This window comes from Pseudoduganella sp. GW821-FHT12E03, from assembly GCF_058807115.1.
The window spans coordinates 154,333-174,266 of the sequence record NZ_JBXAQJ010000013.1; the positions used below are offsets into that span (position 1 = coordinate 154,333).

The 19,934-nt window shown below is 62.5% G+C and carries 19 protein-coding genes; 4 read left to right on the forward strand and 15 right to left on the reverse strand.

The window, feature by feature from the left end; translation table 11 throughout:
- Nucleotides 1-99 precede the first annotated feature (99 nt).
- The 7 genes from phoR to pstS form a co-directional block, all read right to left on the reverse strand.
- A complete protein-coding gene (gene phoR, locus AC1RRC_RS28200) occupies nt 100-1,383 on the reverse strand; it encodes a phosphate regulon sensor histidine kinase PhoR (RefSeq protein ID WP_493058964.1) in 1,284 nt (427 codons plus the stop codon).
- Entirely contained in the window at nt 1,380-2,072 is a 693-nt protein-coding gene (gene phoB / locus AC1RRC_RS28205; RefSeq protein ID WP_493058965.1) for a phosphate regulon transcriptional regulator PhoB, read from the reverse strand. The genes phoR and phoB overlap by 4 nt, the downstream gene beginning before the upstream one ends.
- A gap of 28 nt (nt 2,073-2,100) precedes the next feature.
- Complete coding sequence (gene phoU, locus AC1RRC_RS28210) at nt 2,101-2,808, reverse strand: phosphate signaling complex protein PhoU (protein WP_493058966.1); 708 nt, start codon at nt 2,806-2,808, stop codon at nt 2,101-2,103.
- A gap of 15 nt (nt 2,809-2,823) precedes the next feature.
- Nucleotides 2,824-3,624, reverse strand: a complete 801-nt coding sequence (gene pstB, locus AC1RRC_RS28215) for a phosphate ABC transporter ATP-binding protein PstB (RefSeq protein WP_493059025.1) — start codon at nt 3,622-3,624, stop codon at nt 2,824-2,826.
- 9 nt (nt 3,625-3,633) lie between these two features.
- A complete protein-coding gene (pstA, locus tag AC1RRC_RS28220; protein ID WP_493058967.1) occupies nt 3,634-4,497 on the reverse strand; it encodes a phosphate ABC transporter permease PstA in 864 nt (287 codons plus the stop codon).
- Entirely contained in the window at nt 4,497-5,483 is a 987-nt protein-coding gene (gene pstC, locus AC1RRC_RS28225; RefSeq protein ID WP_493059027.1) for a phosphate ABC transporter permease subunit PstC, read from the reverse strand. Before pstC ends, pstA begins: the two co-directional genes overlap by 1 nt.
- 187 nt (nt 5,484-5,670) lie before the next feature.
- On the reverse strand, nt 5,671-6,708 hold the full coding sequence (pstS, locus tag AC1RRC_RS28230; protein WP_493058968.1) for a phosphate ABC transporter substrate-binding protein PstS: 1,038 nt from the start codon (nt 6,706-6,708) through the stop codon (nt 5,671-5,673).
- A gap of 288 nt (nt 6,709-6,996) precedes the next feature.
- Here pstS and ppk1 point away from each other — a divergent pair, with 288 nt between their 5' ends.
- On the forward strand, nt 6,997-9,090 hold the full coding sequence (ppk1, locus tag AC1RRC_RS28235) for a polyphosphate kinase 1 (RefSeq protein ID WP_493058970.1): 2,094 nt from the start codon (nt 6,997-6,999) through the stop codon (nt 9,088-9,090).
- Between the two features lie 25 nt (nt 9,091-9,115).
- Nucleotides 9,116-9,583: a phosphohistidine phosphatase SixA gene (gene sixA, locus AC1RRC_RS28240; protein ID WP_493058971.1), complete on the forward strand. Its 468-nt coding sequence runs from the start codon at nt 9,116-9,118 to the stop codon at nt 9,581-9,583.
- 319 nt (nt 9,584-9,902) lie between these two features.
- Here the strand turns inward: sixA and fliD are convergent, their stop codons facing one another.
- From fliD to alr, 4 genes are all read right to left on the reverse strand, one after another.
- On the reverse strand, nt 9,903-11,270 hold the full coding sequence (gene fliD / locus AC1RRC_RS28245; RefSeq protein ID WP_493058972.1) for a flagellar filament capping protein FliD: 1,368 nt from the start codon (nt 11,268-11,270) through the stop codon (nt 9,903-9,905).
- Nucleotides 11,271-11,314: 44 nt separating this feature from the next.
- Nucleotides 11,315-11,584: a PilZ domain-containing protein gene (locus AC1RRC_RS28250; RefSeq protein WP_493058973.1), complete on the reverse strand. Its 270-nt coding sequence runs from the start codon at nt 11,582-11,584 to the stop codon at nt 11,315-11,317.
- Between the two features lie 202 nt (nt 11,585-11,786).
- On the reverse strand, nt 11,787-13,166 hold the full coding sequence (gene radA / locus AC1RRC_RS28255; RefSeq protein ID WP_493058974.1) for a DNA repair protein RadA: 1,380 nt from the start codon (nt 13,164-13,166) through the stop codon (nt 11,787-11,789).
- Nucleotides 13,167-13,181: 15 nt separating this feature from the next.
- Nucleotides 13,182-14,270, reverse strand: a complete 1,089-nt coding sequence (gene alr, locus AC1RRC_RS28260) for an alanine racemase (protein WP_493058975.1) — start codon at nt 14,268-14,270, stop codon at nt 13,182-13,184.
- Nucleotides 14,271-14,446: 176 nt separating this feature from the next.
- Between alr and lplT the strand changes: the two genes are divergently transcribed.
- Nucleotides 14,447-15,715: a lysophospholipid transporter LplT gene (gene lplT / locus AC1RRC_RS28265; protein ID WP_493058976.1), complete on the forward strand. Its 1,269-nt coding sequence runs from the start codon at nt 14,447-14,449 to the stop codon at nt 15,713-15,715.
- Between the two features lie 76 nt (nt 15,716-15,791).
- On the opposite strand, the gene AC1RRC_RS28270 is transcribed toward lplT, so the two are convergent.
- From AC1RRC_RS28270 to tsaB, 4 genes are read right to left on the reverse strand one after another with little or no spacing between them, the layout of a single operon-like run.
- On the reverse strand, nt 15,792-16,802 hold the full coding sequence (locus AC1RRC_RS28270) for a DUF1853 family protein (RefSeq protein ID WP_493058977.1): 1,011 nt from the start codon (nt 16,800-16,802) through the stop codon (nt 15,792-15,794).
- A gap of 5 nt (nt 16,803-16,807) precedes the next feature.
- On the reverse strand, nt 16,808-18,208 hold the full coding sequence (locus AC1RRC_RS28275; RefSeq protein ID WP_493058978.1) for a uracil-DNA glycosylase: 1,401 nt from the start codon (nt 18,206-18,208) through the stop codon (nt 16,808-16,810).
- The gene (gene rimI / locus AC1RRC_RS28280; RefSeq protein WP_493059028.1) at nt 18,205-18,675 is read right to left on the reverse strand and encodes a ribosomal protein S18-alanine N-acetyltransferase; all 471 of its coding nucleotides are present in this window, start codon (nt 18,673-18,675) and stop codon (nt 18,205-18,207) included. The genes AC1RRC_RS28275 and rimI overlap by 4 nt, the downstream gene beginning before the upstream one ends.
- Nucleotides 18,676-18,695: 20 nt before the next feature.
- Nucleotides 18,696-19,427, reverse strand: coding sequence for a tRNA (adenosine(37)-N6)-threonylcarbamoyltransferase complex dimerization subunit type 1 TsaB (gene tsaB / locus AC1RRC_RS28285; protein ID WP_493058979.1), 732 nt, complete (start codon nt 19,425-19,427; stop codon nt 18,696-18,698).
- 80 nt (nt 19,428-19,507) lie between these two features.
- Here tsaB and AC1RRC_RS28290 point away from each other — a divergent pair, with 80 nt between their 5' ends.
- Nucleotides 19,508-19,930: a thioredoxin family protein gene (locus AC1RRC_RS28290; RefSeq protein ID WP_493058980.1), complete on the forward strand. Its 423-nt coding sequence runs from the start codon at nt 19,508-19,510 to the stop codon at nt 19,928-19,930.
- Nucleotides 19,931-19,934 lie beyond the last annotated feature (4 nt).

Consider the following 19,934-nt stretch of genomic DNA (forward strand, 5'->3'; position numbering starts at 1 on the left):
CCGCGAGATTGTAGCGCAATAGAACAACGCTGGCTTAAAAATGCCTTACAGCAAACAGGCGAGAAACCCCGTATACCAACTATATTGCGTTGAATATAGTTATACCGGTACGTTCGGCAAACTCACGGTAAAACTGCTGCCCTTGCCCGACTCCGAGGTGATTGACAGGTTGCCGCCATGGCGCAACAGCACGTGCTTGACGATGGCCAATCCCAGCCCGGTGCCCTGGGTTTCGCGCGAGCGGCTCTTGTCGACCCGATAGAAGCGTTCGGTCAGGCGCGAAATGTGTTCGGGGCTGATGCCGATCCCCGTGTCCTCGACCACGAACCGGGCCCCGCGCGGCGACGCCTGCCATTTCAAGTGGATTTCACCGCCGGCCGGCGTATAGCGCACCGCGTTGGACGCCAGGTTGCCGAAAGCGCTGTGCAATTCGTCGCGGCTGCCCTGCACATCGGGACCATCGACTTCCAGTGAAATCGTATGCTTGCCCGCCGACAGCGCGCGCGCATCGCTCAACACGCGCTCCAGCAGGTTTTTCACATCCACCCGTTCCGAGCGCAGCGGGTGATCGACCGACTCCAGGCGTGACAGGGTCAGCATGTCTTCAATCAAATGCTGCATGCGGTTGCCCTGCTCCATCATCAGCTTCAGGTGCGCCAGGCGGGTCGCCGGGTCCAGTTCTTCCGACAGCGCGATTTCCAGGAAGCCGACTATCACCGTCAGCGGCGTGCGCAATTCATGCGATGCATTGGCAATAAAATCACGCCGCATCAATTCATTGCGCTCCGATTCCGTCACGTCGTGCGTGACCAGGATCTGGCGCCGGTTTTCAAACGGGATGATATGAACGATCAGCTTGCGTTCGCGGAACGTCAACGTCAGCGGCTGGTCATAGCGGCCCAGGATGATGTAATCCATGAATTCCGGGCTGCGGATCAAATTCGTCACACGCATGCCCTTGTCGCGGTCATGGCGCAGGCCCAGGTGAGCTTCGGCGGCCGGATTGCACCATTCGAGGAACAGCACGTCATCCATGATGACGACACCGTCCGGCAACAGGTGCATGGCCTGGCGGAAGCGCGCCAGCCATTCGGTCAATTCCGCCTGATTTTTCTCGTCATCGCGCCGCATCCGGTACAGCCGCGAAAACACCGTGGTCCATTCGCCCCAGCCATCGGGCAGGCGCACGCTCTGCGGGTCATCCATCCAGGCCGACAATTGCGACAGGTAGCGCAACTGGACCACGATGATGGCCGCCAGCGCCAGTAACGACACCACCATCGCCGGCACCATGCCGAACATCCACCACAGCACGCCGGCGCCGGCCACCATGGCCGCCATGCGGATGCCGACCGGCACCCAGAACAGCAGGCTCGGGTTCATGCTTTCTCGGACAGCATGTAGCCAACGCTGCGCACGGTCTTGATCAAGTGTTCCGCATCTTTCAGCGCCTTGCGCAGGCGCAGCACATGCACGTCCACCGTCCGCTCTTCAATCACCACGTGGTCGCCCCACACTTTATCGAGCAGCTGCGAGCGGGAAAACACACGCTCCGGGTGGGCCATGAAGAACTTCAGCAACTTGTATTCCGCGTGGCCGATATCGATTTTCTGGTTGTGCATCGAGACCGTGCAACTGACCGGGTCCAGGGTGACCACCCCGGCCGACATCTGCGTTTGCGCGTGTTCCGGGCTCTTGCGCCGCATCAGCGCCTTCGAGCGCGCCAGCAATTCGCGCGGGGAAAACGGCTTGGTGATGTAATCGTCGGCGCCGCTGTTCAGGCCGGACAACTTGTCCTCTTCCATGCTTTTCGCCGTCAGCATGATGATCGGGATGTCCTGGAACTGGCGGTCGGAGCGGATGCGCGACAACAGGCGCAGGCCCGACTGGTCCGGCAGCATCCAGTCCAGCAATATCAGTTGCGGCGTGCGCTTGGTGATGAAATCCCACGCATCCTGGACCGTGGATACGGAACAGACATTCCACCCCGCGTCGCGCAGGGAAAAGGTGACCAGCTCGATAATCGCCGGTTCATCTTCCACAATCAGTACAGTCGTCTTATCAGATGCCATTGTTTTACCAGCTACTCAGTCAAGCCTGTTATTGGGGTGCGTCGTCCTGCACTTGTGGCGCCGGACGGGTGTGGCGGATATCCCTGCCTTCGACCACGTAAATCACGTATTCCGCGATGTTTTTCGCATGGTCGCCAATGCGCTCGATGGCCTTGGCCACCCACAGCGTATCGAGCGCGGCCGAGATTGTACGCGGATCCTCCATCATAAACGTAATCAGGTTGCGCATGATGGAACGGAATTCGTGGTCAATCACGGCATCCTGGGCAATCAGCTGCAATGCCTGCTGGCCGTCGCTGCGCGCAAACGCGTCCAGCGCATCGTGCAGCATGTCGCTGGTGGCATTGGCGATGCCGCGCACCATTTCATAATGGTTGATGCCGGCCGAGCCGCGCGCGTGCAACGATTTCGCGACACGGGCGATCTTGGTGGATTCGTCGCCGATACGCTCCAGGTCCGTAATCACTTTAATCGTCGCCATCACGGTGCGCAAATCATTGGCGGTCGGCTGGCGGCGCACGATCAGGTGGCTGCACGCGTCATCGAGCTGCACTTCGAGCTGGTTGACCGTATCGTCTTCGCGGATCACGCGCTCGGCGCGCTCCAGGTTGCCGATGCGGAAGCACGTCATGGCATCCAGGAACTGGGTTTCCACGATGCCGCCCATCAGCAGCACCTTGGACCGGATCGACTCCAGTTCCTCGTCGTATTTCTTGGAAGAATGTTCACCCATCATATTGTTCTCTCTTTATTAACCGAAGCGGCCGGTGATGTAGTCCTGGGTTTCCTTGCGGGCCGGATTCATGAAGATCTGGTCCGTCTCGCCGAACTCCACCAGTTCGCCCAGGTACATGTACGCCGTGTAATCCGAGCAGCGTGCCGCCTGCTGCATGTTGTGGGTCACGATGGCAATCGTGTAATCCTGTTTCAGTTCGCTGATCAGTTCTTCGACCTTGGAAGTCGAGATCGGATCCAGCGCGGAGGTCGGCTCATCGAGCAACAGCACGTCCGGTTTCACCGCCACGCCGCGCGCGATGCACAGGCGCTGTTGCTGGCCACCGGACAGCGACAGGCCGCTCTTGTTCAGCTTGTCTTTGACTTCGGTCCACAGCGCGGCCTTTTTCAGCGCCCACTCCACGCGCTCATCCATCTCGCCTTTCGACAAGTCTTCGTACAGGCGCACGCCGAACGCGATGTTGTCGTAGATCGACATCGGGAACGGGGTCGGCTTCTGGAACACCATGCCCACTTTCGCGCGCAGCATGTTCACGTCCTGGCCCGGCTCGAGGATGTTGGTGTTGCGGTACATGATCGTGCCTTCCGCGCGCTGGCCCGGGTACAGGTCGTACATGCGGTTTAGCGTGCGCAGCAGGGTCGATTTGCCGCAGCCCGACGGGCCGATGAAAGCGGTCACCTGTTTTTCATGAATGTCCAGGTTCACGTTGTGCAAGCTCTGGGTCTTGCCGTAGAAGAAGTTCAGGCCCGAAATCTCGATGGTTTTACGCTTGGCAGTCATGGTCGGGGTCGCAGCGGTGTTCAGTTGAGTAGTCATCATGTGTAATTATTTCGGCGCCTTCTGGGCAAACAGGGTACGCGACAGGATATTCAGGCCCAGCACGCTGAACGTCACCAGCAGTGCACCGCCCCATGCCAGCGAGCGCCAGTTGTCGTAAGGGCTCATGGCGAACTGGTAAATCACGGATGGCAGGTTGGCCATCGGCTTGTTCATGTCGGCATTGAAGAACTGGTTATTGAGCGCGGTGAACAGCAGCGGCGCGGTTTCGCCGGAAATACGGGCCACCGCCAGCAGCACACCGGTGATGACGCCAGCCTTGACGGCGCGCAGGCGTACTGTCATCGCGACTTTCCAGCGCGGCGCGCCCAGCGCGAAGGCCGCTTCCAGCAAGCCGTTCGGCACCAGTTTCAGCATGTTGTCGGTGGTGCGCACCACCACCGGCACGGCGATCAGCGACAGCGCCAGGGAACCGGCATAACCCGAGAAGTGCTTGACGTTGGCCACATACAGCGCATACACGAACAGGCCGATCACGATCGATGGCGCGGACAGCATGATGTCGGTGACAAACCGGGTCAGCTGGGCCAGCTTGCTTTGCTCGCCGTACTCGGCCAGGTAAATACCGGCCAGGATGCCGATCGGCGTCGACACGATGGTCGACAGCCCCACCATCATCAGGCTGCCGGCGATCGCATTCCACAAGCCGCCGCCCTCGCTGCCGGGCGCTGGCGTGGTCTGCGTGAACATATTGACCGACAGCGCGGAGAAACCGTTGATCAGCAGGGTCGCGAGGATCCACAGCAGGAAAATCAGGCCGGCCGACATGGCCGCCACGGACATCGCGATGCCAACCCGGTGCGCCAGCAGGCGCTTGCGGTAGACAGGATTCATGACAGTAGTGTTATTCATTATTTGACGCCTTCCTTGCGGGACATGCCCAGCAACATCAGCTTGGCGGACGACAGGACAATCAGGGTGATGACAAACAGGATCAGCGCCAGCGCATACAGCGACGACACATGCAGCTTGGACTCCGCTTCCGCGAATTCGTTGGCCAGCACGGACGCGATACTGTTACCGGCGGCGAACATCGACCACGACAGCTTGTTGGCGTTACCAATCACAAACGTGACCGCCATGGTTTCACCCAGCGCGCGGCCCAGGCCCAGCATCACCCCGCCGACCACGCCGTTCTTGGTGTACGGCAGCACCACCTTGCGCACCACTTCCCAGCGGGTGCAGCCGAGGCCGTAGGCGGACTCTTTCAGCACGGCCGGTACGATTTCAAACACATCGCGCATCACCGACGAGATGAACGGGATGATCATCACGGCCAGGATCACGCCGGCGGTCAAGATGCCGATGCCCATGGTCGGGCCGCTGAACAGCGCGCCGATGAACGGCACCTGGCCCAGCGTGGCTTTCAGGAACGGTTGCACGTAATCGGCAAACAAGGGCGCGAACACGAACAGGCCCCACATGCCGTAAATGATCGATGGCACGCCGGCCAGCAATTCAATCGCCGTGCCCAGCGGGCGGCGCAGCCAGACCGGGCAAATCTCGGTCAGGAACAGGGCGATACCGAAGCTGACCGGGAACGCGATCAGCAGCGCGATGCCGGCCGTGGACAGGGTGCCGACGATGGCGATCAGGGCGCCGAATTCATCGTTGACGGGATCCCACTCGACCGTGGTGATGAAGGCGGGGCCGAAGTGCTGGAACGCCGGGACGGCGCCCAGCACCAGCGAAATGATGATGCCGACCAGGACCAGCAAAACCGAGAGGGCGAACGCCATCGTGACCTTGTGGAAGATGGCGTCCTGGATGCGCTGCTTGCGCATGGTGGACAGCATGGCCTGGTGCGAGACGGTACTCGCGGAACTTGCGGTGCTCATGGTGCTGTTGGCGGAATCCGGCATGGAGGAAATGGTCGCTGAGGAGAGTTCTGCGCTCATGGTGGTTTTCTTGTCGTTTTGGGCTGCTGGCCGGGGCTGGCCGGGACTGCCGCGGTTGCAGCAGTCCTGGATAGCCTCAGGGAGGCTGGTGGATCGGCGCGCCGCGCAGGATCCACCTGGTTGCTGATTAGTACACTGCCTTGCCCGACGCGTCTTTCAGGTTGGTTTTCCACGATTCCTGCACCAGCTTGACCACATTGGCCGGCATTGGCACGTAGTCCAGGTCAGCGGCGGCGGCGCCACCATTCTTGAAGGCCCAGTCGAAGAACTTGATGACTTCCTTGCCTTTGGCCGCGTCAGCCTGGGTCTTGTGCATCAGGATGAACGACACGCCGGTGATCGGCCACGAGGTTTTGCCTGGCTGGTCGGTCAGCACCACGCCAAAGCCCGGGGTCTTGGCCCAATCGGCGTTCGACGCGGCAGCCTTGAAGTTGTCGTCGTCCGGCTGCACGAACTGGCCATCCTTGTTTTTCAGGGCGGTGTGCGACATTTTGTTTTTCTTGGCGTATGCCCATTCCACGTAGCCAATCGCGCCTTTGACACGCTGCACGTTGGCGGCCACGCCTTCATTGCCCTTGCCGCCCACACCCAGCACCCACTTCACGGCGGTACCGGCGCCGACTTTGGTCTTGAATTCAGGGGAGGTTTTCGACAGGTAGTCGGTGAACAGGAACGAGGTGCCGGAGCCGTCCGCGCGGTGCACGACCACGATGTCTTCGGCTGGCAGTTTCAGGCCGGCGTTCAGCGCTGCGATTTCAGGAGCATTCCATTTGGTGATCTTGCCCAGGTAAATGTCGGCGATGACCGGGCCGGTCAGTTTCAGCGCGCCTGGCGCGATGCCGTCGAGGTTCACCACGGTCACCACGCCACCCATGATGGCCGGGAACTGGGTCAGGCCTTCCGCATCCAGGTCTTCCGCTTTCAGCGGGCTGTCCGATGCGCCGAAGTCGACGGTCTTGGCTTTGATTTGCTTGATCCCGGCGGACGAGCCAACGGATTGATAGTTCAGGCCGTTACCGGTTGCTGCTTTGTACGCTTCCGCCCACTTTGCGTAGATCGGATAAGGGAACGTTGCGCCCGCACCCGTCATATCGGCGGCGGTTGCGGTGGAGAAAGCCACGGCAGCCGAAGCGCCTACGACCAGGGAGGTGAACAACTGTTTCATGCGCATATCTAGTCCTTTGAGGGTTGTGACGTGGGGTTGTTACTTGGTTCAGATGCTGCGCAGTCTATCGGCCAAATATGACACCTTTATGACATGACTGAAATTTAAGGAACCAGCGGTCCCATAGAGGGAAAACAGGGGCATGTCACACGATTTATGACATGTCATATTTCAGCGGAGTCATGGAATTGTCATGAAGCTGTCACAATTGACAATTAATCTACGGCAAGACGCGATTTCACGGAAATCGGCGATAGAATCAATCATCTGCAAGATAGTGTGAACACCATGAAGCCTGATCTGCGTGCGGAAACCAACAAGCACGGGATCTTCCTGGACCGCGAGCTGTCACAACTGGCGTTCAACCGCCGCGTGATGGCCCAGGCCGAAGATCCCGCCATCCCCCTTCTCGAGCGTTTGCGCTATTTATGCATCGTCAGCAGCAATCTCGACGAGTTCTTCGAAGTGCGGGTCGCCAGTTTGCTGGCCGCCGCCAGCGTGGATGGCACCCTGGACGACCATCCGGCGCTGGCCGCCAACCTGAGACGGATCTGCGATGAATGCCATGAGCTGGTGAAACAGCAATATGACATCCTGAATGCCGAAGTCTTACCGCAATTACAGGCAGCAGGCGTCCACCTCCTGCGCCACACCCAGCGCAACGAACAGCAGCGCGCCTGGGTCAGGGATTATTTCGAACGCGAAGTCCGCCCCCTCCTCACCCCGATCGGCCTCGACCCGGCCCACCCGTTCCCGCAAGTCGTCAACAAGAGCTTGAATTTCATCGTGCAGCTGAGCGGCAAGGATGCGTTCGGCCGCGGCACGGCGATCGCCATCGTCAAGGCGCCCCGCGTGCTGCCGCGCGTGGTCCGGCTGCCGGACGAACTGAACACGGAGGGCGGCGTTGCGTTCTGCCTGCTGTCCTCGATCATTCACGCCCACATCGCCGACTTGTTTGCCGGCCGCGATGTGACGGCGTATTCGCAATTCCGGGTCACGCGCGATTCCGACCTGTGGGTCGATGAAGATGAAGTCAAAAACCTGCGCCAGGCGCTCAAGGGGGAGTTGCAGGGGCGCCAGTTCGGCACCTCGGTGCGGCTGGAAGTGGCGAAGAATTGCCCACCCGAGCTGTCGCAATTCCTGCTCGACCAGTTCAACCTGGACCAGTCCCGCTTGTACCGCGTCGATGGCCCGGTCAACATGGTGCGCCTGACGGAAATCATCAACCACGTGCAAATGCCGGAATTGCGCTTCCCGCCTTACCTGCCGGGTTCCGTCTCGAAAGCCGCCAATATCGATGTGTTCGCCTCGCTGCGCGAACAGGATATCTTGCTGCACCATCCATTCCAGTCGTTCCAGACCGTGATTGATTTCATCCGCGCGGCCGCCCATGATCCAAACGTGGTCGCCATCAAGCAGACCGTGTACCGCACCGGCATGGACTCGGATTTGATGGAATCGCTGATCGTGGCGGCCCACGCCGGCAAGGAAGTCACGGTGGTGGTGGAATTGATGGCGCGTTTCGACGAGGAAGCCAACATCAACTGGGCCGACAAGCTGGAGCAGGCTGGCGCCCAGGTGGTGTACGGCGTGGTGGGCCTGAAAACCCACGCCAAGATCGCGCTGGTGCTGCGCCGCGAAGATGGCGGCCTGCGCTATTACGCCCACCTGGGCACCGGCAATTACCACCCGACCACGACCAAGCTGTACACCGACTTCGGCGTGTTGACCAGCAACCCGGACCTGGGCCGCGACGTCAATGAAGTGTTCATGCACCTGACCAGCCTGGCCAAGCCGCAAAAGCTGACCCATTTGTGGCTGGCGCCATTCGCGCTGCAAAATGAAATCATCAAGGCCATCCGCAATGAAGCGAAGATTGCGCGCGCCGGCCGTCCGGCCCGCATCATTGGCAAGATGAATGCGCTGGTCGATGAATCCGTGATCCGCGCGCTGTATGCGGCCTCCAAGGATGGCGTCAAGATCGACTTGATCGTGCGCGGCGCATGTACCCTGAAACCCGGCGTGCCAGGCTTATCGGACAACATCAAGGTGCGCTCCATCATCGGCCGCTTCCTGGAACACAGCCGGATTTATTACTTCCGCAACGACCTGGCGCACGATGTGTACCTGGCCAGCGCCGACTGGATGAGCCGCAACCTGTTCCGCCGGGTCGAAGTCGCATTCCCGGTACTGGACAAGGCGCTGAAGCGGCGCGTGATCGCGGAAGGCTTGAATCCTTATTTGAAGGACAACACCAATGCCTGGGACCTGGAGCCGACCGGCCACTATGGCCGCCGCAAGGCGCGCGGCAAGCAAGCGCAGTACAGCGCGCAAGCCCACCTGATGCACTTGCTGGGCACGCCGGATACCGGATCCGCGTGAGGCTGCGGACATGAAGGGGAAGAAAATGGACTTGATCTTGTGGCGTCACGCCGAAGCCGAAGAGGCGGCGCCCGGCCAATCCGACCTGGAACGGGCGCTGACTGCCAAGGGCCAGAAACAGGCGCGGCGCATGGGCCAGTGGCTCGACTCGCAATTGCCGGACAGTTGCCGCATCTTGTCCAGCCCCGCCCTGCGCACGGTCCAGACCGCCGATGGCCTGGGCCGCAAATACAAGATCCATCCGGACCTGGCGCCGGACGCCGATCCGGACGCGATCCTGAAAGCCGCCAACTGGCCGGCCGCAAAGGAAAGCGTGCTGATCATCGGCCACCAGCCGACCCTGGGCCAGGCGGCGGCCCTGCTGATGACCGGCGACGCGCGCGCATGGGATATCAAGAAAGCCAGTGCCTGGTGGTTTTCCCAGCGCGAGCCTGGCGACCCGGACAGCCTGTATCTAAAGGCGGTGATGGCGGCGGACCTGGTGGTGAAGTGACTAATCAAAAAACGTACGGGTATTTGCGCAACAGCCGGGTTGCTGCATCTTGAAAAGTCACCGTTGCCTGCTAAAGTTTAGTTGTATCAACTCTAGGGAGCGGCCGCTGCTAACAGCGGTTGACACATCATGTTCACCCTGCTCACCATCGGTATCTTTGGCGCGATGATTGGTTTGATCGCTTTTGAAATCGTCCAGGAATCCCGAGGGAGTCACAACAAGCTGACTGACCGCTATCACGAATAGCTGCACGCTTCTCCGGAAGCGCCGGCGCCTGCAACGCACCATTATCGGGTGCGGGTAGCAGGCGTTTTAATTTTCAGGCCATGAAATCAAACAGCGAGCGCGGCCCGGTATAACCCGGCAGCCCGTCGCTTGCAGCGGACTGTTCCTGCGCCGCATACAGCCTGGCCAGCGCATTGGCTTGTGCGGTCATGGCCTTGGCCATCTCCGTCTTCTTGCCATTCAGCGCCGTCAATTCCTTGTTGACTTGCTGGCTTTCGCGCTGGATCGCGCCGCTCTTGCCCGTCAACGCGTCGATCCTGGCGTCAAACTGGTCCGCCAGGCCTTTACCCTCGTTGGTAAACAGCTTGCCGACCGCGTCCGGATCGGCGGCAATCGCGCTTTTCAACTGCTTCTCATCGACTTGCAGGCGACCGTCGCCATTGACGGCAACCCCAACCTTGGCCAGCTCGCTGGCCGAGACGGGACCGGCGCGTAACAGCCCCGCCAGGTCGCGGCTGGCCTGGCCCAGCGCCTGGTCGGACTTCAGGGCGCCTTTTTCCAGCACCGCCAGCTTGGCCTGCAGCCCGTTGTAGGCTTCGATAAACCCCGTCACATTGCGCGCCACTTCGCTGCTGTCCTGCTTGACCGTGACGTCGGCCTTGCCAATGCCTTTCAGGGTCAGCGCCAGGCCGCCGCTGTCCACGGTATTGGTGGCGCTCTTGCTGTCCTTGCCATCGATGGTCACCAGCGCATCGCGCGCGGCCGCGGTTTGCGTCATGCCCTTCCCCGCCAATAAATCCTTGATGGCGGCGTCGCCGCTGACGCTGATGCGCAGGCTGTTGGCTTCGCCGGACGCGCTTTTCACGGACAGCGCAACGCCATTTCCGCTTTTCACCACGGCGGCATCGATGCCGGCCGCCTTGAAGGCCGCGGCAATGCCATCCAGTGTATTGTTGGATGGATCGATGGTGATGGTTGTGGCGGCCTGTTTGCCGGGCGTGAACGTGCCGGCGCCGGTCACGCCGGTTTCGATTTTCACGATGGCGGGCGCGCCCGTGCCGATTTTTGCATTCGCGGCGGCTTGCGCGCTGCTGGTCAGCACTTGCGCTTGCGCCAGTTGCCTGACCTCGATGGCGTGCGTCCCTGCTTTGACGCCGTCTTGGGCACTGCCATTGGCGGTGGCGGCAACGATGTTCGGCGCCGAACTGCTGGCCGAGGTCGACAAGCCGGCGCCGGCCAGGCGCTCGGCCACGGCCTGGAAATCCGCCAGCGCGCTGTGCAATTGGCCCAGCCCGGAGAGTTTGGCCTGGTCGCGGCTGATATTCTGGTTGAGTTTTGACACGGCGCCGGATTGCCCGGCCAGTGTTTTTTCCACTTTCGCCAGCACCGCAGCCGATGGCGACGCCAGGCCGCCATACGCATCGAGTCCCGCCAGGCGGCCGGTCATATTGGAATTGGCCATATAAATCCCTCCCGCCGGCGCCGCCCCTGCATCAGCGCTTGAAATCAGCGCATGAATTTAGTAATGGCGGCCATCGCGGCCTGCTCCGGATTAACGAATTGAAAGCCGACTTTCACATCGTCGCCGCTGAAAATGCAATAACTGACTTTCGCGCGGCAAGTAATAATTTGCGGCTTCCCATCAATAAACATTTCAAACGATACACTGCCAGCCGTGCCGGCCTGCACCATATGTCCCATCGTCAGCGATAAACCAGACTGGGAAATATCCAGCGTACGGGCCGGCGTCGGAGCGGCGCCATCGAGCACCACCATGGCTTTGGCCCGCAAAATCTTGCGTGAAACGTGCCTTTGATCGACTAACACTCTTGTTCCTATTAATTAGCAATTTAAACCGCAGTCATAAACAGTATTACCTGACAAGAGCGCAACATTAAATGTGCACGCCGGCCGGCGCATATTGTACTGCGGTTGCTAATTTAATGCAGGGCAACAGAGTGAGTGATTTTAATCCATTTTATTGCAATTCACGCAACCGGGTAAAAGCGTCATCGATGCGCTCCACGCCAATCAAGGTCATGCCATCGATCGGCTGTTTCGGGACATTCGCTTTCGGAATCATCGCAATGGAAAAGCCCAGCTTGGCCGCTTCCCGCAACCGTTCCTGGCCGCGCGGCGCGGGGCGGATTTCGCCGGCCAGGCCCACTTCGCCAAACACCACGAAGCCGCGCGGCAAGGGCTTGTTGCGCATCGAGGAATTAATCGCCAACAGCACAGCAAGGTCGGCCGCCGGTTCCGTGATCTTGACCCCGCCCACCGCATTGATAAAGACATCCTGGTCGAACGCGGCAATGCCCGCGTGGCGGTGCAGCACGGCCAGCAGCATGGCCAGGCGGTTTTGCTCCAGGCCGACCGACAGCCGGCGCGCATTCGGCAAGTGGCTGGCGTCAACCAGCGCCTGGATTTCCACCAGCAGCGGACGGGTGCCTTCCTGCGTCACCATCACGCACGACCCCGGCACCTGGTTGTCATGCTGCGACAGGAACAGCGCGGACGGATTCGAGACGCCCTTTAAGCCCTTTTCCGTCATGGCAAACACGCCCAGTTCATTGACGGCGCCAAAACGGTTCTTGATCGCGCGCACCAGGCGGAAACTGGAATGGTTGTCGCCTTCGAAATACAGCACGGTGTCGACGATGTGTTCCAGCACCCGGGGACCGGCCAGCGCGCCCTCTTTCGTCACGTGGCCCACCAGGATGATGGTGACGCCGGTTTGCTTGGCCATGCGCGTCAGTTGCGCCGCGCATTCGCGCACCTGCGCCACCGAACCCGGGGCGGAACTCAGGGCATCCGAATACAGGGTCTGGATCGAATCGATCACGGCCACTTGCGGCTTCAGGTCCGCCAGGGTGCCGAGGATTTTCTCCAGCTGGATTTCCGCCTGCAGTTTCAAGTCCTTCGCGTCGATGGCGAGGCGCTTGGCGCGCAGCGCGATTTGCGCGCCGGATTCCTCACCCGACACGTACAGCACTTTTTTCACGTGCGACAGGTGCGCCAGCGCCTGCAGCAGCAGGGTCGATTTGCCGATGCCGGGGTCGCCGCCGATCAGCACCACGCCGCCCGCCACCAGCCCGCCGCCCAGCACCCGGTCAAATTCCTCAATGCCGGTCGGGAAACGGGGCACATCAAGCGCGTCGATTTCATCGAGCGACAGGACCGGCGCGGTCTGCGCCAGCGCCATGTGCTGCGGGTTCGAGTAGCGGTTATTGCCGCCGCCCGATTCGATGACGGTTTCCACCATCGTGTTCCATTGCTGGCAGGCGGCGCACTGGCCGGTCCATTTGCTGCTGGTGCCGCCGCATTCGGTGCACGTGTAATTGGTCTTGGCCTTCGCCATATCTCAGCTTCCCTGTCAGCCTTCCACAACCCGCACGCGCTGGGCCAGCGCGCACATCAATTCATAGCCGATGGTGCCCGATGCTTCCGCCACCTCGTCGACCGGCATGCCTTCGCCCCACAGCACCACGCGGCTGCCCACCTGCGCGCCTGGCACATTCGTCAAATCCACCGTCAGCATATCCATCGACACGCGGCCCACCAGGCGGGTGCGCACGCCATCGACCAGTACCGGTGTATCTTGCGGCGCATGGCGCGGATAACCGTCGGCATAACCGCATGCCACCACGCCGATGCGCATCGGGCCATCGGCCTGGAAGCGGCTGCCATAACCAACACAGTCGCCCGCATCGATGTCCTGGATGCCGATGATCTCGCTGGCCAGGGTCATGGCGGGTTTCAGGCCGAAGGCTTGCGCCGTCTGGCCGCCCGGCGTGCCGCCGTACAGCATGATACCGGGACGGATCCAGTTGCTGGCCAGCTCGTCGCCCAGTTCCGGCATCTGGAAGGTGCCGGCGGAATTGGCCAGGCTGACCGGCCCCGGCAAACCCCGGCTGCCGTCGCGGAAGCGGCGCACCTGTTCATGGATCGACAGGCGCGGATGGGCCGCCTCGTCGGCATTGGCAAAGTGCGTCATCAGGGTGATTTCCGCCACGTGCGGCAAGGCCCGCAAGCGCGCATGGGCGGCGGCGAAATCCCGCGGCATGAAGCCCAGGCGGTTCATGCCGGTATTCATTTTCAAATGCACATTCAGCGGACGCGCCGGGTGGGCCGCTTCCAGCAGCGCCAGTTGCGCTTCGCAGTGGATCGCGCCGTTCACATCGTGCTGCGCCATCATGGCGATATCGGCCGCATCGAACGGCCCTTCCAGCAGCAACACCGGGCCGGTCCAGCCCAGTTCACGCAAGCGCACCGCATTATCCGGCTCGATCAGCGCCAGGCCGTCGGCCGCGGCAAAACCGCGCATCGCGCGTTCCAGGCCGTGGCCATAGCCATTGGCCTTCAACACCGCCCACACTTTGGCGCCGGGGGCACAGGCCCTGGCGCGGGCCAGGTTATGTTGCATCGCGTCGATATGAATGGTTGCGGTAATTGGCCTTGGCATGGGAATTTTTGGCGGATGAATGGAGCCGGTATTTTACCGGATGGAGGGCATAATTTCCGTGTGGCCGCATGGCAAGGAAGCAAGGCCGGCATCCCGGCTGCCGCCCCCCTTTTTGGGAAATATCAGGTATTCATGGTATAAAGCCTACCGGATCAGTTACGCGGACACACAACAGAATGAATCGTGGTTTTTATACCATCATGGCAGCGCAGTTTTTCTCGTCGCTGGCCGACAATGCGCTGCTGTTCGTCGCGATTGACCTGCTGGTCACGATGAAATCGCCGGCGTGGATCATTCCGCTGCTGAAGCTGTCGTTTGTGCTGTTCTATGTGTTGCTGGCCCCCTATGTGGGCGCGTTTGCCGATTCCCTGCTCAAGGGCCGGGTCATGTTCATTGCCAACATGATCAAAATCCTCGGCTGCGCCCTGATGTTCTTTTACCTGAATGTGCATCCACTGCTGGCGTACACCGTGGTGGGCTTTGGCGCGGCCGTGTATTCGCCCGCCAAGTACGGCATCCTGACGGAATTGCTGCCGCCTGAAAAACTGGTGGCCGCCAATGGCTGGATCGAAGGCTTGACCGTAACGTCGATCATCCTGGGCACCGTGATGGGCGGCGCGCTGGTGACCGGCCAGTTCTCGTCCCTGCTGCTCGGCATTGATTTCCCCGTGTTCGACACCGGGGTCGATACCCGCTCGGAAGCGGCGCTGTGCGTCCTGATCGGCGTGTACCTGCTGGCCGCCCTGTTCAACTTGCGCATCCCGGACACGGGCGCGCGCTACCCGCACCAGGAACATCATCCGGTCAAGCTGGTGGTCGATTTCGCCAATTGCTTCACCTTGCTGTGGAAAGACAAGCTGGGCCAGATTTCCCTGGCCGTCACCACGCTGTTCTGGGGCGCCGGCGCGACCTTGCAACTGATCGTGCTGGAATGGGCGCAAAAATCGCTGAACATGCGCTATGACCAGGCCACCAGCCTGGTGGGCATGGTGGCGATCGGCATGGCGCTGGGCGCGGTCCTGTCGGCCCGTTACATCACCTTGCGCAAGTCGCTGTCCGTGATCCCGCTGGGCATCCTGATGGGCCTGATCGTGATGGGCATGGTGCTGGTGAATTCGAAACTCATCGCGTATCCGCTGCTGGTGATCATCGGCGCGATAGCCGGTTTCTTCGTGGTGCCGATGAATGCACTGCTGCAGCACCGGGGTCACGTGCTGATGAGCGCGGGCCACTCGATCGCGGTCCAGAACTTCAATGAGAACCTGTCCATCCTGACCATGCTGGCGATGTATTCGCTGATGATCCGCCTGCACCTGGGCTTGAATACCACCATCGTGCTGTTTGGCCTGTTCATGGCCGGCGTGATGTTCTTCATTATGCGCCTGCATAAATTCAACCAGGGCCAGCATGATTCGCTGGGGCTGATTGGCGAGGCCAAGCACTAGGTCTCGGGCCGGCATGGCGGCTTTGCCTTCGGCAAAACCGCCATGCACATTCATTTCCCTCGCCTGCTCATAATGCCTAAGGCAACGCGCCTTGCGCGCGGCGCGCGGCGGCCCGCTCGTGCCAGTCATCCGGCGCGATAAACCCCCGCGCCACTTCGACCAGCCAGCCATCGCGCTCTTCGACCGTGGCCGCCATCACCGGTGACATTTCCAGCGCGAAGCGCTCCAGCACGGCCGCATGCAAGCCCGCCGCGGCCAATGGCGCCGCCTTGTCCACGGCGGCAATCGACGCCGGCTGGAACGGCGCCTGGTCCGGCGTGGCGGCGCGCACCTTCAGCGGCGCCAGCCATTGCAGGCGCGGCATCACGACATAACGGCGGTCCGCATCCAGCGCGGGTCCGGCCAGGAAGTCTTCCAGTGTCATCCACGAACCCCGGCAATGATCCGGCGAGACGCCTTCCAGTGCCCGCTCCGGCCCCGGCGGATGGAACAGCCAGCCTTTGATCAGCGCCTGCGCCGCATCGACCGGCTGCGGCAGGACGTGCTGCGCGGCCGGGTGGTGACACAGCGCCAGCTGGTGTGTAAAGGTTTTGCGGATTTTCTTGCCCAGCGTATCGGCCAGGTTGGGGCCGACCAGATGATGGAACGACGCGGCATCGGCCCGCTCGTCCACCAGGTAAAACTTGGAAGCGAATTCCCAGTGCAGCAGCCGGGGGCCGTCGCGCAGCAGGAAATCAAATTCCCCCACGGTCTGGTTGCGCTCCGTGCGCACCTGCAAGCCATGCGCCGCCAGCACACCCTGCCGCGCCAGGTAAAACGCCATCAGCTTTTCCGCATACAGGCCGAGGCGCGAATAAAACTTCGGGCCGAGCGCGGTATCGAGCGGTGACGGATCGTGTTCCAGCGCCGCCAGCCACTGCGCCACCGGCGGCGTGACCGGGCCCAGCGTGGCGACGCGGCCTTGCCAGTGCGGCGATGCCGGGTCCAGCAAGTCGGGCGACTCCAGCAGCCAGGCCAGCGCCCGCACGTGCGGGCGCGTCAAATGGCGCCAGCGCTGTTCAAACGCTTGCTGGTAGGTCGGCGCCATGGGGTTCAGGCGCGGCCGTCAAAGGCCGAACGCGCCAGGCACAGGTCGGCCCAGGCCCGGGCCTTGTCTTCCGGCTTGCGCAGCAAATCCGCCGGATGGTACGTCGCCACCACGGGAATCTGTTCCAGCCGCAGCACCTTGCCGCGCGCGGCCGCGCCCAGCAAGCCTTTGGCGGCGGTGTGGCCCAGCGTGATCACCGCGCGGCTGCCGGCCAGCGCCAGCTCCCGGTCCAGGTAAGGACGGCAAGCCGCCACTTCCTCGGCGCTCGGCGCACGGTCGCCTTGTGGACGGCATTTCACCAGCGTGGTGACATAGGCTTCCGTCTCCGGCGCCACCTTGATGGCTTTCAGCATATTGTCCAGCAACTGGCCCGGTGCGCCTGCCAGTGGCCGCCCCTGTGCTTCGTCCTCGCCATTCGGCGCGGTCCCCAGCACCAGCCATGGCGCACCGTCGGCCCCACGGCCCGGCACGGCGGCGCTGCGCTCCTGGCACAGCGTGCAGCGCGTACACGATTGCACGGCAGCCTGCAGCGCGGCCCTGTCCATGCGCGCGATGGCGGCGTCCGACACACCGGCATCGGATTGCGCTTCGCCATACGGGTCGTCGAAGCCGCCATCGAACGATGGCAGCGGTGCATCATCGAACCATGGTATGCCGTCGTCCGGCATGGCCTGGGATGCGGACGCCGCCGATGGCGCGGGTTGCCCCTGCCGCGTTGGAGCGGCCGGCCGGCCCGGATGGGCCGCCGCACCGGCGGAGGCGGCAGCGCGCCATGGCGCTTCATCTTCGGCGTCCGGTTCGGGCGCAGCCTTGCGCACAGGTTTGGCGATCGGCGTGGCCGGGACATCGTCAAACCACGCATAGGATTCGCCACCCGATTCACCACCCGCCTCCGGCTTGGCGGCGGCAGGCGCGGGCCGCGCCGGCGGCGGCGCCTTGGCCGGCGGCGGGGATTTCAATGCCGGACGCGTGGACGGTGCGGCCGGCGCATCATCGAACCAGGACGTGTCTTCACCGCCCGCTGGCGCCGCCCGGGGCGCGGAAGGCGCGGAGGCAGGATAGGCCGCCCCGGGCGCTGAACCATGCGGTGCCGCAGCAGCGGCCTGGCTTACGGCCCCAGGTGCAGCGGCATACTCCGCGGCCGTGCGGTTTTCCGCTGTTGCCGCAGCGCCTGCGGCATCGGCAACCGGTGAAACCGCCGGCGCTTCGGCCCGCGCGGCATGGGCCGCTTGCGCCATGGCGTTGTCCGCAGCTGCTTCCGCTACCGCGCCGGCCACATCGTCCGCCACGTCGTCCGCCACATCCGCGATCACAGCGCCATCGCCATCCATCACGGCAGGCGCATGCCGCAGCCGCCACTGCGGCCCCAGTCCCATCGCATCGAGGAATACGTGGTTGCGGTTCATAGCGCGATCCGCATCACAATCGCGTCTTCACGCTGGCCATTGCCGGCCGGGTAATACCCTTTGCGGCGGCCAATCTGCTTGAAGCCATAGCGCTGGTAAATCTCCAGCGCCCGCGTGTTCGACGGGCGCACTTCCAGCAGCATGGCGTCCATCCCCAGGCCGCGCGCGCGCGCCACCGACTGGTTCAGCAGGAAACGGCCCAGGCCCTGGCCCTGCCAGTCCGCCGCCACCGCCACATTGAGCAAATGCGCTTCATCGACCACCTGCATGATGAGGAAGTAACCCATCAACGCACCGTTCTGGCCACGCAGCACCCAGGCGTCATAGCCGGACGCCAGCGAATCGGCAAAGTTGGCGCGGGTCCACGGATGGGGATAAACGCTTTGCTCCAGCGCCAGCACCTCGTCGATATCGGCCGGCTGCATCGGCTGGTAATTGAGCCGGGCCAGGTCCCAGGCGGGCTGCATGCCCGGCGTCGCGCCCTGCATCATGCGCCTGCCTTTGCCGCGCCGGCGTTGGCGTTCATTTCACGCCGTTCCGCACTGGTGTAGGCGATCTTGTTGCGCAGGTACAGCGGCTGCGCTTGCGCCGCCGTCACGCCCTGCCCCGCTTCCAAGGCGATGCGGCCCAGCTGCGCGATCTGCGCCGCGTGCGGCATCACGTCGCCATGCGCGCCCATGGCAAACGGCTGGCCGGCGAAGGCGTCGGCATAGGCCGGAAAACCATTGCCGCACGCCGTCACGCCACCCTGCGGCGCGACGCTTTCCGGCGCGGTCAGCACGGGCGCCTGCACGATCTCCGGCAAGACCACGCCTTGCGCATCGCCGGCATAGCGGTACTGCGCCCAGTACACTTCACCCATGCGGGCGTCAAGCACGGCCAGGATCTCCGTGCTGCCATATTGCTGGCGGCACGCCAGCGCCATCGCATCGAGCGTCACCACCGGCACCAGCGGCAGTTCCGCGCCAAATCCCAGGCCCTGGGCCACGCCGCAGGCAGTCCGCACGCCGGTGAAGGAACCGGGACCGGCGCCATAGGCAATCGCATCGACATCGGCCAGCGCGATGCCGGCGTCAAGCAGCAATTCCTGGATCATGGGCAGCACGGCGGCGGAATGGGTCCGCACGCCGGACGATGCACGGCTGATGACGGCATCGCCGCGCAGCAGTGCGCACGACGCCATTTCGGAAGAAGTTTCAATGGCAAGTATGGTAGACATGGCGCTATTTTAACCTGCCGCCCGCGCTCTGACCCAGCCTGACCGGCATGCCCGGCCTGCACTTGGTACAATATTGTCCTATGCACAGCACGACTTTACAAACCGACAACCGCGCCGACGTGGCGGCCGCCCTCGCGCAAGACCGCTGGATCGTGGCCTGCCTGTGCGCGGCCTGGTGCGGCACCTGCGCCAGCTACCGCGCCACCTTTGAAGCCCTGGCGGCGCGCCATCCGGATAAATACTTCCTGTGGGTCGATATCGAAGACCATGCGGACGTGGTGGGCGACCTGGACGTGGAAAACTTCCCGACCCTGCTGATCCAGCGCCATGAACACGTGGCGTTCTTTGGCACCATGCTGCCGGACGCCAACGTGGCGCACCGGCTGGTGCTGGCGCAATCGGCGATGTCGGATGCGGAACTGGCGGCCTATGCGGACAGTACGGAAGAGCGCCGCGCGTGGCAGGAAAACTGTAATTTGCGCACGCTGCTGCGGGCCGGATAACCGG

Excerpts from the sequence above, each read along its gene's own strand:
- phoR (WP_493058964.1), bottom strand. The coding sequence starts at position 1,383 with ATGAACCCGAGCCTGCTGTTCTGGGTGCCGGTCGGCATCCGCATGGCG.
- phoB (WP_493058965.1), bottom strand. The coding sequence starts at position 2,072 with ATGGCATCTGATAAGACGACTGTACTGATTGTGGAAGATGAACCGGCG.
- phoU (WP_493058966.1), bottom strand. The coding sequence starts at position 2,808 with ATGATGGGTGAACATTCTTCCAAGAAATACGACGAGGAACTGGAGTCG.
- pstB (WP_493059025.1), bottom strand. The coding sequence starts at position 3,624 with ATGACTACTCAACTGAACACCGCTGCGACCCCGACCATGACTGCCAAG.
- pstA (WP_493058967.1), bottom strand. The coding sequence starts at position 4,497 with ATGAATAACACTACTGTCATGAATCCTGTCTACCGCAAGCGCCTGCTG.
- pstC (WP_493059027.1), bottom strand. The coding sequence starts at position 5,483 with ATGAGCACCGCAAGTTCCGCGAGTACCGTCTCGCACCAGGCCATGCTG.
- pstS (WP_493058968.1), bottom strand. The coding sequence starts at position 6,708 with ATGAAACAGTTGTTCACCTCCCTGGTCGTAGGCGCTTCGGCTGCCGTG.
- ppk1 (WP_493058970.1), top strand. The coding sequence starts at position 6,997 with ATGAAGCCTGATCTGCGTGCGGAAACCAACAAGCACGGGATCTTCCTG.
- sixA (WP_493058971.1), top strand. The coding sequence starts at position 9,116 with ATGGACTTGATCTTGTGGCGTCACGCCGAAGCCGAAGAGGCGGCGCCC.
- fliD (WP_493058972.1), bottom strand. The coding sequence starts at position 11,270 with ATGGCCAATTCCAATATGACCGGCCGCCTGGCGGGACTCGATGCGTAT.
- AC1RRC_RS28250 (WP_493058973.1), bottom strand. The coding sequence starts at position 11,584 with ATGGTGGTGCTCGATGGCGCCGCTCCGACGCCGGCCCGTACGCTGGAT.
- radA (WP_493058974.1), bottom strand. The coding sequence starts at position 13,166 with ATGGCGAAGGCCAAGACCAATTACACGTGCACCGAATGCGGCGGCACC.
- alr (WP_493058975.1), bottom strand. The coding sequence starts at position 14,270 with ATGCCAAGGCCAATTACCGCAACCATTCATATCGACGCGATGCAACAT.
- lplT (WP_493058976.1), top strand. The coding sequence starts at position 14,447 with ATGAATCGTGGTTTTTATACCATCATGGCAGCGCAGTTTTTCTCGTCG.
- AC1RRC_RS28270 (WP_493058977.1), bottom strand. The coding sequence starts at position 16,802 with ATGGCGCCGACCTACCAGCAAGCGTTTGAACAGCGCTGGCGCCATTTG.
- AC1RRC_RS28275 (WP_493058978.1), bottom strand. The coding sequence starts at position 18,208 with ATGAACCGCAACCACGTATTCCTCGATGCGATGGGACTGGGGCCGCAG.
- rimI (WP_493059028.1), bottom strand. The coding sequence starts at position 18,675 with ATGCAGCCCGCCTGGGACCTGGCCCGGCTCAATTACCAGCCGATGCAG.
- tsaB (WP_493058979.1), bottom strand. The coding sequence starts at position 19,427 with ATGTCTACCATACTTGCCATTGAAACTTCTTCCGAAATGGCGTCGTGC.
- AC1RRC_RS28290 (WP_493058980.1), top strand. The coding sequence starts at position 19,508 with ATGCACAGCACGACTTTACAAACCGACAACCGCGCCGACGTGGCGGCC.